Source organism: Varibaculum vaginae (assembly GCF_900604285.1).
Taxonomy (GTDB): domain Bacteria; phylum Actinomycetota; class Actinomycetes; order Actinomycetales; family Actinomycetaceae; genus Varibaculum; species Varibaculum vaginae.
On sequence record NZ_UWNY01000001.1, the window covers coordinates 370281 to 382395 of the forward strand.

Here is a 12115-nt window from a genome sequence, read left to right on the forward strand (position 1 = left end):
TTTTGTGCACAAGAGAGAATAATCCCTAGGTTTTCTGGCCTACTTATCGGGTCTTAGAATCCAAATCCTCTTGCTAGCTATGGTGTAAAAAACGAGGTTAAAAGGGGAAAACTATGGTCAGTGACGCAGCAATAGCCGCCGGTATCAGTTCCGATATGTGGCAAGCGGCAAAGCTCGCTGCCTCCAGCGTAGAGCAACTGGGGGGAATGGATCTGCGTCACCGATGGGAATCTAACGCAGCTGATTATGCCCAAAGACAGCTACAAGACAGGAAACAGGAAATGTCCGGGCTTGCCCAGACAGCATCAGCCGCAGCCAGATTGGCAGAGCAATCTATACACTCTCTGCTGGCATTGCAGCAGCTGGGAAAACTGTAAGGAAAGTCTTGTCTAGTAACAATAAACTGCCACCCATTAGCGTAATCGGCGGTCATCAAATGGGTATTGATACCGCGATTATCCGCGCTAGTGCTGACGCTTTAATACAACCGGAAATGAGTGCCGCGCGGGTCAAACAGACTGCTAACGATGCCTTAACCGCTGCCTTGAATCTACCGCGTATCCCGATAGTGGTAGAGCTAATCCAATCCTTGCTAACGTTGCGACAGGTAGCATCCGATACCTGCTCCCATCTTGTTGTTTTAAAACAAAAATTACTGGGGGCAGCAGACCGTTACGATAACAGTGAAGCCCGCTCCCGGAAATATATTTCTTCTTTAGACTCGCTTCCATTTTTTGTTCTTGGCGGAGGTCTCTTTGGTTACTTAGCGTGGAAAGAGTGGGACAAGAAACTGGCAGCTGATCCGCTGCAGATTAAGCAATCTACCTGGTGGAATGATAATCAGTTGCTGGCACTGATAGGGAACGTTAATGAGGAATACCACGGAATGTTCCTAGCTTTTCCTTCTGCTGTTTTAGCTTGGGATATCAAATATTCCCGCGGTCCCAGCCGCCTTAAAGTAGCACCTAAAATTGGCGCTAAACGTACTAAACTCCCAGTTCCCTTAGATGCTTACGGATTGGTGAAACAGTTTAACCAGGCGAAAGCTTATCCAGATCACGGGGAGATTCGGGTAGTTAAATACCGTACGGGGGAAAAGATTGCCTGGCGGGTTGATATTCGCGGCACCCAGGTGTGGAGTGTTCTGGGGCAGAATCCGCAAGATATGCGCACGAACCTGCAAACTAACGCATCCGGATTAGCGGGCAGTTCTGATATGACAAAAGCGGTTACTCGTGCACTTGATCAGGCCGGATATAACCGTGGGCAGCCGGTAGAATTAATCGGACATTCCCAGGGGGGAGCCGTGGCGGCACAGATCGGAGCGAATCCCTATTTGGTGAAAAAGTACAACGTTAAAAGCGTAGTTACTATGGGATCTAATATCGGTAGATTTCGTCCTGCGCCAGGAGTGCATATGGTGGCGCTGGAAAACACCGCCGATGTGGTGCCGCGCTTGGATGGGAGGGCTAATTCCAACGTTCCTAACCTGACTACGGTGCAAACTTATCAGGACAACCAAAGTCTGGGCAGCAATCATTCTAAAGAACTCTATGCGCAGATAGCGAAGGCGTGGCAATGCTCGGGTGATGGCGATTATTACCGCTTTGTCGAGGCACGTAATCGTAATTTAGGAATCAATGCGACCAGCACTGCCAGCGCGCAATCCTTTGTAGTGAAGAGGATAGAATCACCGCAACCAAAAAGTTCGAAAGCTTTTGAAAAATTGCTGCAATCTAGGTCGGGAAGTTAACGCAGAAAATCGGCAGATTGCCATATAAATCAGTTTCCCTGCCGACAAGGAGAGTATACGCTACAGTCTGCGGAAGTTAAACCAGTAGGGTGATTAGTACCAGCAGGGCTACAGCTATCTCGGTAAAACCAACTCTGGAAACCGTCACTAACTGTGGAGAGCGCTTTTGGAGCAGCGGTATTGCCAGCGATCGGGCAAATAGCAGCACCCAAACAAAGAGGTGCCACCAGGTCACCCAGCCTAAAATAAAGAACCCTATAACCATTGCGGTTAGGACCGCATGGCAGGCGACCGAAAACGCTACAAATGACTGGGAGCCGCGTTTACGCACCAGGGAACGCACGTAGGGGACAGTAGACCAATAGTAGGAGGTGACTATGCAGGCCACCACCAGCATCCAACTCCAGCCTTGCAAGTTGCCGGTGGGGGACACCGCCCAGTCAATATTGTTGGTGGCAGTATGCTCCAGCCAGGAAATCGGGGCAAAAGAACGAGCAAATTGGGTTCCAATGTCATAGGCAACTAAGGTCATTACCCCGGTCGCCACAATGGTACTGGTACGTGCCAGCAAGGAACGTTCACGGTGACGTACCGATTCGGTAACCGCGATGATAATCAGCGGGAAAAATACTATCGCCCACTCGAGCAAGGGAGGGGCTAACAATAGACAAATAATCCCTAAAATCAGGGTTATTGCCCCATAGATCTGTAGGGGTTTAAAGTAGCGATCCTTGCGGTGAGAGCGTAGCCAGATGCCCCCGACGTTAAACGCGAAATATCCGCAAATCCACAGTGCAAACACTAACCAGTGGATCCATCGTAGTGAAGATTCGAGTACTCCAATCCAATAGGGCAGCAATGCCATCGCATAGGCGCCTTCTTGCGCTGGTACCCAACCCGCGCGTGCCCACCGTCCCCAATTAAAGTTATTTTTACCGGTGCGTTTTGCCTTTGTAATGCTACTATCTTTGCCTGTCTCCTTGTCTCTAAGGGAGGTATCTTTCCCATTGGAAGGTCGAGCTAGCTGCGAAAATTTGTTAGTGGTTACTCGCCGAAAGCGGGAAGTATGCGCTTTTACTCCCGGTAGATGTATTTTTTCTAGTGCCGGAGGTATTTTTTCCGTTACCGGTGTGGGCTGAGAAGGTACTTCAGGGTTTTCCGTCAGGTTGGCGGAGCCGCTATTACTGGTATCCCCCGGCAGAGGAACGCGCACCTTTTGGAGGTTTCCAGTGTTGGGTACGGCAGTTACCCCTCCAGTGGCGGTAACAGCCGATACGCCCTCGGCGCTAAAACCCTGAGGTTTGCGGGTTAGAAGAGAGCGTCGCTTCGGATGATTCTTGCGATCTGGGAGCGGAATATTGTCGCTGCTAGAAGTAGGTTCACTAGTGATATTTTTTTGGTTAATAGCACCTTGTTGGCTACTTTCTTTACCTGGTTGGAAGTCTACGTCCTCGGAAATAGTGGACGCATTCGAGCTAGGAAAAGCTTTTTGAGCCGGGCGGGTATTTTGGGAGGTATTGGGGATAGTGCTGTGCGCGGATTTCCGTTGAGAGAGGGGATTAACTTGCTTTCCCCTGTCCATACCCGAAAGTTTTTCGGGTTCTTCGGCTCCGTACACATTTGACACATGGGCAACCGTACTATGAAGTCATGAGATTCTGCTTAATGCTGGCTCAAGAAGAGACAACGATTCGGTATCAAATAGATATATAAATCCCGCTTACAATGGTTAATAACACTTTGGTCACAATTTTAACAGGGATAGCAAGCGTGACTTTTCTTATTTAAGATACATGTGTGTCAGGGAATAATTTCTCTGTCATCCAAGTTGTATTTTTTAAAAGCGCAGGTCATTGCAATTTAATGTACTGGTGTCTTTTCCTTGGGACTGCAGTCCTAAGGTGAACATATGACTGAAGTTCGTATTCATGGTAGAGGCGGACAAGGGGTTGTAACCGCTGCTGATCTCATCGCCTTCGCAGCATTTACCGATGGGCATCATGCGCAGGCGTTTCCTTCCTTTGGCTCTGAACGTACCGGTGCACCAGTAGTTTCCTATTGCCGTATTGAAGATAAAGAAATCCGAACCCGCGAACCCGTACAGGAACCAGATTTGATAGTGGTACAAGATGCCACGCTATTAGCGATTATGGATGTATTTTCCGGGCTGAAACCAGACGGTTTTGCCCTAGTAAATTCGGCGAAATCTGCTGTTGAACTGGGGATTGAGGATGTGATTGCCGCTCACCCGGAAGGGCATGTGGTGATGATTCCGGCCACTGAAATCGCGAAAAAGCATCTAGGACGCCCCCTGCCGAACGCGGTGATGCTCGGGGGGGCAGCCGCCCTCACCGGTCTGGTACGTCTATCTAGCGTTACCCAGGCGATTCAAAACCGTTTCCACGGCAAAGTCGGCGAGGGGAATGTGGCGGCCGCGGTTGCTGCCTACGAAATGGTTAGCTCGATGAAAGAAGAGGCCAAGTAACGTGCTAAAACAAATTGAAGGTTCGCAAGCTATTGCGCAATCAGTTGCCGCCTGCAGCCCGGATGTGATCAGCGCCTACCCGATTAGCCCTCAAACCCACATCGTAGAAGCATTATCTGCCCTGGTAAAAGCAGGAAAGATGGGTAGTGCTGAATATATAAACGTTGAATCCGAGTTTGCAGCCATGTCGGCATGCATCGGGGCGTCAGCAGTAGGAGCGCGTACCTATACCGCCACCGCTTCCCAGGGGCTGCTCTATATGGTAGAAGCGGTTTATAATGCTTCTGGCCTGGGGTTACCAATTGTAATGACGGTGGCTAACCGGGCGATCGGCGGACCCATCAACATTTGGAATGACCATTCCGATACGATGAGCCAGCGTGAATCCGGGTGGCTGCAACTATTCGCCGAGAACAACCAAGAAGCCTCGGATCTGCATGTACAGGCCTTTAGGATTGCTGAAGAACTTTCGGTTCCGGTAATGGTATGTATGGATGGCTTTATTTTGACCCACGCGGTGGAGCAGGTCGATGTGCCGGAAAAAGAGCAGGTAGAAAAGTTCCTGCCCCCCTATAATCCTCGTGTCGTCCTAGACCCGGCCGATCCCATTACTATTGGGGCGATGGTTGGTCCGGAGGCCTTCACCGAGGTTAAGTACCTCCAGCATGTTAAACAGTTGCAAGCTCTAGAGCTCATCCCCAAGGTGCAGGCAGAGTTCCAGGAGATTTTTGGGCGAGATTCTGGCGGTCTGGTTCGCCCTTATCGAATCGAGGATGCTGAAACTGTAATCGTGGCGATGGGTTCGGTTCTGGGCACTATTAAAGACGTAGTCGATGAGCGGCGTGAACAGGGAGAAAAATTAGGGGTACTAGGGATATGTTCCTTCCGTCCCTTCCCCTTTGAGCAGGTAGCCAAGTATTTGGGGGACGCGAAACGTTTTATATGTCTCGAGAAAGCTTTCAGCTTAGGAATTGGCGGAATCGTGGCCACCCACTGTCGCTCTGCGCTTTCACGAGCCGGTAAATCGGTTCGGGATTATGAAGTGATAGCTGGTTTGGGCGGGCGCAATATTACGGAGCGTTCTTTGAACCAAATGTTAGATCAGGTAGTAGCTGACCAGCTAGAACACTTAACTTTCCTGGATTTGGATCGGGAACTGGTTGAGGCGGAGCTGAAACGGGAAAAACTCACCCGGCGTTCTGGTCCGATCAGTGAAAACATTCAACGTCACGCCACTCAGCGTGCCAATGCAGCACGCGGAATTTAGGAGGCAGACCATGTCAGCAACTATGAGCGTTCCGCTTCCGGCACCGCAGTTTCGCGAAAGCATTGAAACCGCGATTCCGGCACGGGAAAATGTAAAGTTTTATCAGGTGGGATCGTATGCGGTCGGTAACCGGCTGGCGGAACTGGATTACCGCTCCCTCCAATCCGATCCCAACCGGATTAACTCGTTGACTTCTGGGCACCGCGCCTGTCAGGGTTGCGGGGAAGCTTTGGGGGCACGTTACGCCCTCGACACCGCGATGGAGGCGGCAGGAAAGGATCTGGTGGCGGTGAATGCTACCGGTTGCCTCGAGGTTTTTTCTACCCCTTATCCCGAGACCGCCTGGACGATTCCCTGGGTGCACTCCCTGTTTGGGAATGCTCCAGCAGTTGCCTCGGGTGCGGCGGCGGCTCTGCGAGCCAAAGGCAAGAACACCCGGGTAGTTGCCCAGGGTGGTGATGGCGGCACGGTTGATATCGGCATGGGTTGCCTGTCAGGAATGTTTGAACGTAACGATGATGTCCTCTATATCTGTTATGACAATGGCGCCTATATGAATACCGGGGTGCAGCGAAGCGGTGCTACTCCGCCCGCGGCTCGCACCGCCACCACGCAGCCAGTGGGTGAACGTCCTGGGAATATTTTTGGACAAGGCAAAGATGTGCCGCGAATCGCGATGGCGCATGAAGTTCCCTATGTGGCGACGGCAACGGTTGCGGATCTGCGTGACCTGGAATATAAGGTACGTAAAGCCATGCAGTTCCGAGGCTCTCGCTATATTCATGTGCTGGTGCCATGTCCACTAGGTTGGGGCGCTGCATCCAACCTGACTATTCGCCTGGCACGCCTGGCTACCCAATGCGGGCTGTTCCCAGTTTACGAAGCGGAGAACGGGGAAATAACTTCGGTTACCAAATTGCGTCGTCCGGTGCCGGTTACCGAATATATGCGTCCGCAGCGGCGCTTTGCCCACGTGTTTAAGAAGGGGCAAGAAGAAGTTTTAGCGCGTATGCAGCAAATCGCGGATCGTAATATCCGCCGCTACGGCCTCATCGATCCGGATGAGCTTGACGAGGATGTGCTAGAGCGGATTCTCGCGGCTGGCGAGGATCCAGAAGGTCGCTTCACCAAGCGCATTATCGAAGAGGCCTCGAAAGCCAAACGCACGCGCAGTGATGCATTTTCATCGGATATCCACCCGGATTCGGGAGCAACTTCCGCTTCTGCGATGCGCCATATTGCTGGAAATTCGGCTCCGAAGGGAGAAAATAAATGAGCTCCACACTCTTACCAAATCCGCAGGTTCGCAGCGAAGAGACCGCTCCTTGGGCGGTTACTCTGAATGTGGGCTCTTCTCTGGCAAATGAAACCGGTTCCTGGCGCACCGAACGCCCAGTTTATGTGTCTATGCTACCCCCTTGTAATAAGGCCTGCCCAGCGGGTGAAAACATCCAGGCGTGGCTTTATCACGCGGAAGAGGGCGACTATGAAGCTGCCTGGCGGGAAATCATGGTAAATAATCCGCTACCTGCCACTATGGGGCGAGTTTGCTATCATCCATGCCAAAATGCCTGTAACCGCGGGCAAATGGATGAGGCCGTGGGCATTAACGCGATTGAACGTTTCCTGGGCGATAAAGCCATCAAAGAAGGCTGGAACGTAAGCGTAGATGCGGCTCTCAGTGGTAAACATGTACTGGTCGTGGGAGCAGGTCCATCCGGATTGTCCGCTGCCTATCACCTGCGCCGTTTTGGTCACGAAGTCACTGTAAAAGAGGCTGGTCCAATGGCCGGCGGGATGATGCGTTTTGGGATTCCCAAGTATCGCCTGCCGCGCGAGGTGCTCGATGCCGAGATTAAGCGGATTGAAGACCTAGGGGTACGTTTCGAGTTCAATGCTAAAGTCGATAACGTTGACGATGTTGCCGATGATTTCGATGCCGTATTCCTGGCGGTGGGCGCCCATGTCGGTCGCCACGCGGATATTCCTGCAGGTGCCAGCGCTAAAGTTATGGATGCAGTGGAGATGCTCGCCGAGATGGAAGGCGAAGAAAAGCCGATGGTGGGACGGAAAGTTGTGATTTATGGCGGGGGGAATACCGCTATTGATGCTGCTCGTACCGCCAAGCGTCTGGGTGCGGAAGAAGCAGTGATTGTGTATCGCCGTAATCGCGACCGCATGCCTGCCCACGATTCCGAGGTGCGTGAAGCCGAAGAAGAAGGGGTAATGATGCGTTGGCTATCCACCATTAAACATATTGATGGCGGAAAACTAACGGTGGAGAAGATGGAGCTGGACGAGAATGGTTTTCCTCAACCTACCGGCGAGTTTGAAGAGCTAGGTGCCGATTCGGTGGTGATGGCTTTGGGGCAAGAATCCGATTTGGGTTTGGTCGAGCGTGCCCGTGATATTGAAATTGAAAAAGGAGTTGTGCAGGTTAATTCGCAAATGATGACCGGGCGTCAGGGAGTTTTTGCCGGTGGTGACATGGTGCCTTCCGAACGCACGGTTACGGTAGCGATTGGTCATGGCAAAAAAGCTGCCCGTTATATTGATGCCTTTTTGCACGGGACTGAATACCACAAGCAGCCGGTGACCGGAGATGCCAGCTACGACCGCCTTACTAACTGGTATTACGCGGATGCTCCCCACCGGGTACGGGCCAAGATTGAATCTGCTCGGCGAGCTTCTACCTTTGACGAGGTAGTGCAGGGATTAGATGAAGATTCCGCCCTATTTGAGGCGCGGCGTTGCATGTCATGTGGCAACTGTTTCGGATGTGATAACTGTTTCGGGGTTTGTCCCGATAACGCCATAACCAAGATTAAACCTGGTGAGTACGAGTTTAAGTACGATTATTGCAAAGGCTGCGGAATCTGTTCTGAAGAGTGTCCCTGTGGATCCATCATGATGATTCCGGAGGAAAGTTAAGTAACTCAGGGAAAGTTTCCGCTTTATCGGTTGCTCGTGTACTGGCGTTAGCCCACTTTCTCTGGGGTTATCTACGCAAATTTCCCTGGTTTATTGGGTGTGGTTATGTGATTTCGTGCCTGTAATCGGCAGACGCGCAAGCGTTTCTTTATCCGGTAATTAGGCGCGCCAATGAGTAAATCGGAACTGAAATAAACAGGGTGGGAAGCAGGGCTAACGCCAGTTGCCGCCAGTGGTAATTCCTTCCTGCTGGCACCACAAACAATACGTTAATGCAGGCTACCAAAAGTCCAGATCCGAATCCCATTCCCAGGGTCATGGTCCAGATTGCCAAGGCGGGATTGCGGTAAGCAAAGGGGATCGCCAGGGCTAGATCGGAATATCCGTAAAGCAGAAAATAGGTGAGGATTCCAGCGGCGAAAATTCCACTAGAAACGCAGTACAGCCAGCGGATACTGGCGCTTTTAGCGGGAAGTGCTAGGGATAGAGACGCTAAGCCCATTGCGGGCAAGGCTGCCATGGCCAGCAGATTCATAGTGGGGTAGGCGGTGGCTAGTCCCCACGCTGAGCCAGCTGCTACCAGAGCGCATCCGGTTACAGTGCTGGATAGAGACCAGGTAGTCAAGGGGCGATGTCTTCCGCGGGTCATTTCCGCGATGAACGCTGCCAGTATGCACCAAGAAAGCACTAACGGAACCCAGGTTAGATTAGCGGTAAGGAAGGTGGCTAGCAGACATCCGATTCCGGTTATCGCCACTACGATACCGGTACGTGCGGGGCTGGGAGCCTGCGAGAGACCTCCCCAGGTGATGGCGACCGCGATAGTGACTGCGGCGACGATTAGCACCACCAGGTAGGGGTTCCAATGTAGGAATACCAACATCGCTAAGGGAGGAAGGGCAGCTAGCAGTGCCACCCACCAGCTGCGGGCGGCGATGGGGGATATTGATTTGTTCCCAGGTGAATCTGGCAGTTTAGGTGAATCCATTTGTTTCGCTGGATTTGAGGTTACTTGCGTGGAACTTGCTATGCTTTCGCCTCTAGCTGCCGGTGTTAGCTTAGTGCGTAGGGAGGGCAGACCCGCGCTGCGGGATGCCCCTAAGGAACTAGCTGCCGAATCTTCCATATCCTCGATGTTCTCACGGTTTTGCTCTTCGCCCAATTATGTCTGTTTTCTGGTCTGCTGCTTCCCTACTCTACTAGGCTTAATCTCATGATGGATTTACCTTTAGGCTTGGCAAAAGAATTAATCCCCTTGGCGTGGCTATTAGGTTCGTGGCGGGGTTGGGGAACTGCGCATCTGCCTAAGGATCCGAAAAGTGAAAGCGGCGAGCGCGAGGAATGTTTCATTTGGCAGGAAACTACTTTTCGCGCGGCGGGCACTAGCGTGCAGCAAGTAACTCTTACTTGGTTGGCGGAACCGGAAAGCGATGCTCCAGATATGCAGGCGGATGCGGCCACCGGGATCTCCCAGTTGCGGCGGGGAGCGTTGTTATGGCGAGAAGATACGTCCTGGCAAGTAACCGCTTCGGCAGTAGCTGATAGTGAGCAGGAAGCACGTTCTCGGTGTTGCCTAACTTCTTCCGGCGGCCCCTATACGCAGGAGGTCTCCTGGGAGGCGGTTTCGATGGGGCCGCGAATCATGATTTCTTCTCGCCACGCTCCTGCCCCCTTAGAACAGCTCAGCCGGATGATGGGGCTGGTTTCATCGGAACTTTTTTGGGCGCAAGATTCGGTTTTACCAGGCAAAGATGCAGAATCTGATTTTTCGGCGCGCCTGCTGCGTCTGCCGGAGGGAGAGGGAACTATAGCTGCTCCCGGAGTGACTTCTTTGCCTGCCGGTGAGTGCAAGGAAACTCCCGACGATAAACGGGAAGCAGGAGCCTAGACGTGACTTTTGTAGACAGCCAAGTGGCTTTGCGCTGCGGATATGGGATTGCGGAAACCGGTCTAGAGGTGCTCACCGTGTCTGGCCCTGACGCCTCCTCCTGGCTAACTACCCTATCTTCACAGATAGTAACGGATATGGGGGTGGCGGAGAGTCGGGAAATGCTATTCCTAGACGCTAATGGCCGAGTTAAATTTGCGGCTGGAATTGTTTGGATGGGTGAGGTAGCCTGGCTGTTTACTCCGGACGCTTCGGCTTTGACGCAGTTTCTAGAATCCATGAAATTCATGTCGCGGGTAGAAGTTACCGCCCGTCCCGATCAGCAGGTCTGGGGATTTTTCGCCCCCAGCCTGGCAGAGGAAGTGTTAGCCGGTTTCGGTCCTATTTGGTCTGACCCATGGCCGGGGATTACTCCCGGAGGGACTGCCTATTCTCCCCGCGCTACCTCCCATCCGGGGCAGGATTACTCGGCGCGCCTGGGGGTAGTTCCGGACGTGAATATTGCTAAGGCGTACGCCGAATTACGTAGCCGCTGGGAACAGGTATCCTGGCCACGAGAAACCGAGGACGGATACAGCCTGTCTGCCCCGGTTTTTGCCACCGAGTCCGATTGGAGGGCATTACGGATTGCGGCTTGGCGCCCCTACGGTACTGATATTGATCAACGTACCCTGCCGCATGAACTGGATTGGTTGCGCACCGCCGTGCATCTTAATAAGGGATGTTATTGCGGGCAAGAAACTGTGGCGCGGATAGTTAACCTGGGGCATCCGCCGCGGCGGGCGGTCTTTTTACAACTTGACGGAACTTCCTCTCTACTTCCTCCCGCAGGCGCGGAGCTTTATGCGGGCAGCCGCAAAGTTGGTACCGTGCACACAAGCGCTAATCATTTCGAGGACGGACCGATTGCCTTGGGGTTGGTTAAACGGACTGCTCCTACCGGGGAACTAACTGTCTGCTGGCAAGAGGGGCAGGAAGAGCATTCTTTAGCGGCAGCGGCGACGATAATTGGGGATCTTTCGGGGGTTTCCTGGCAGGGACAGTCCCAAATTGACCGGAAAGCCTTTGCTGACGCTTCGCCGCGTCCAGGTTCCAAATCGTTAAATATCGCCGGTTAGGAGAGTTTTATGCGTACCTTAATTCAAAGAGTGCTTTCTGCTGAGGTAACGGTGGATGGTAAGACTGTTGGTAGGCTAAATCGTCCCGGAATAGTTGCTTTTGTAGGGATTACTCCGGGTGATGGGCAGGCACAGATTGATTGGACAGTACGTCGTCTGCTGAATCAACAAATTTTTGAGGATGGATCTTCAGCTCTGGAGGCGGGCGCACCCCTACTGGTGGTTTCCCAATTCACTCTTTATGGTTCAGTGCGCAAGGGGCGACACCCTTCTTGGACTTACGCTGCAAAAGGTGAGGTAGCGCGACCTATTTTTGAGAAGTTGGTAACGGATTTACGCGCGGAAGGTGCGGAAGTGGAAACCGGGGTTTTCGGGGCGATGATGCAAGTGTCCTTAATTAATGACGGTCCCTTTACGTTGTGGTTGGCAAAAGAACCAGAGGATTTCTCTGGTTAAAACGGTTAGCTTTGGGTATGCTTAGTAGCTTTTTGTATTGTTTGTACAGGTAAACTTGTTACTTTTAATGATTAGCACTAGCAGTTTTCAATAAGGCAATCCATTGCTCATCAAATTCTAATGTTTTTTGGGGGCTTTATCCAGGTCTTTCGACCTGTGAAGCTGTGCACGTTTTTCGCCACAAAGGAGCCGGAAGTAAATTAGAATAAGCTGCTAC

At 52.2% G+C, this 12115-nt stretch carries 11 protein-coding genes; 9 read left to right on the plus strand and 2 right to left on the minus strand.

The window, feature by feature from the left end; translation table 11 throughout:
* The first annotated feature begins 113 nt into the window (after nucleotides 1–113).
* Entirely contained in the window at nucleotides 114–377 is a 264-nt protein-coding gene (locus EFB02_RS01590; RefSeq protein ID WP_122819746.1) for a hypothetical protein, read from the plus strand.
* An 8-nt stretch (nucleotides 378–385) separates the two neighbouring features.
* On the plus strand, nucleotides 386–1753 hold the full coding sequence (locus EFB02_RS01595; protein WP_122819748.1) for a lipase family protein: 1368 nt from the start codon (nucleotides 386–388) through the stop codon (nucleotides 1751–1753).
* Nucleotides 1754–1829: 76 nt separating this feature from the next.
* Here EFB02_RS01595 and EFB02_RS01600 read toward each other — a convergent pair whose 3' ends face one another.
* Nucleotides 1830–3335 (minus strand): YwiC-like family protein, encoded by a 1506-nt coding sequence (locus tag EFB02_RS01600; RefSeq protein ID WP_147471008.1) that lies wholly within the window; start codon nucleotides 3333–3335, stop codon nucleotides 1830–1832.
* A 327-nt stretch (nucleotides 3336–3662) separates the two neighbouring features.
* Here EFB02_RS01600 and EFB02_RS01605 point away from each other — a divergent pair, with 327 nt between their 5' ends.
* Genes EFB02_RS01605 through EFB02_RS01620 form a run of 4 tightly spaced genes read left to right on the plus strand, consistent with a single transcriptional unit; the run spans nucleotide 3663 to nucleotide 8436 of the window.
* A complete protein-coding gene (locus tag EFB02_RS01605) occupies nucleotides 3663–4238 on the plus strand; it encodes a 2-oxoacid:acceptor oxidoreductase family protein (protein WP_122819752.1) in 576 nt (191 codons plus the stop codon).
* 1 nt (nucleotide 4239) lies between these two features.
* On the plus strand, nucleotides 4240–5505 hold the full coding sequence (gene porA, locus EFB02_RS01610) for a pyruvate ferredoxin oxidoreductase (RefSeq protein WP_122819754.1): 1266 nt from the start codon (nucleotides 4240–4242) through the stop codon (nucleotides 5503–5505).
* Nucleotides 5506–5515: 10 nt separating this feature from the next.
* Nucleotides 5516–6781: a thiamine pyrophosphate-dependent enzyme gene (locus EFB02_RS01615; RefSeq protein WP_234992690.1), complete on the plus strand. Its 1266-nt coding sequence runs from the start codon at nucleotides 5516–5518 to the stop codon at nucleotides 6779–6781.
* Nucleotides 6778–8436, plus strand: a complete 1659-nt coding sequence (locus EFB02_RS01620; RefSeq protein ID WP_122819756.1) for an NAD(P)-binding protein — start codon at nucleotides 6778–6780, stop codon at nucleotides 8434–8436. The genes EFB02_RS01615 and EFB02_RS01620 overlap by 4 nt, the downstream gene beginning before the upstream one ends.
* 148 nt (nucleotides 8437–8584) lie before the next feature.
* Here the strand turns inward: EFB02_RS01620 and EFB02_RS01625 are convergent, their stop codons facing one another.
* Entirely contained in the window at nucleotides 8585–9598 is a 1014-nt protein-coding gene (locus EFB02_RS01625) for a hypothetical protein (RefSeq protein WP_122819758.1), read from the minus strand.
* Nucleotides 9599–9670: 72 nt separating this feature from the next.
* Here EFB02_RS01625 and EFB02_RS01630 point away from each other — a divergent pair, with 72 nt between their 5' ends.
* Genes EFB02_RS01630 through dtd form a run of 3 tightly spaced genes read left to right on the plus strand, consistent with a single transcriptional unit; the run spans nucleotide 9671 to nucleotide 11898 of the window.
* A complete protein-coding gene (locus tag EFB02_RS01630; protein ID WP_160115349.1) occupies nucleotides 9671–10324 on the plus strand; it encodes a lipocalin/fatty acid-binding family protein in 654 nt (217 codons plus the stop codon).
* 2 nt (nucleotides 10325–10326) lie between these two features.
* On the plus strand, nucleotides 10327–11442 hold the full coding sequence (gene ygfZ, locus EFB02_RS01635; protein WP_122819762.1) for a CAF17-like 4Fe-4S cluster assembly/insertion protein YgfZ: 1116 nt from the start codon (nucleotides 10327–10329) through the stop codon (nucleotides 11440–11442).
* A gap of 9 nt (nucleotides 11443–11451) precedes the next feature.
* A complete protein-coding gene (gene dtd, locus EFB02_RS01640; RefSeq protein ID WP_122819764.1) occupies nucleotides 11452–11898 on the plus strand; it encodes a D-aminoacyl-tRNA deacylase in 447 nt (148 codons plus the stop codon).
* The last annotated feature ends 217 nt before the right edge of the window (nucleotides 11899–12115 follow it).

Coding starts and splice junctions, on each gene's coding strand:
- EFB02_RS01590 (WP_122819746.1), top strand. CDS start 114: ATGGTCAGTGACGCAGCAATAGCCGCCGGTATCAGTTCCGATATGTGG.
- EFB02_RS01600 (WP_147471008.1), bottom strand. CDS start 3,335: ATGGACAGGGGAAAGCAAGTTAATCCCCTCTCTCAACGGAAATCCGCG.
- EFB02_RS01605 (WP_122819752.1), top strand. CDS start 3,663: ATGACTGAAGTTCGTATTCATGGTAGAGGCGGACAAGGGGTTGTAACC.
- EFB02_RS01615 (WP_234992690.1), top strand. CDS start 5,516: ATGTCAGCAACTATGAGCGTTCCGCTTCCGGCACCGCAGTTTCGCGAA.
- EFB02_RS01620 (WP_122819756.1), top strand. CDS start 6,778: ATGAGCTCCACACTCTTACCAAATCCGCAGGTTCGCAGCGAAGAGACC.
- dtd (WP_122819764.1), top strand. CDS start 11,452: ATGCGTACCTTAATTCAAAGAGTGCTTTCTGCTGAGGTAACGGTGGAT.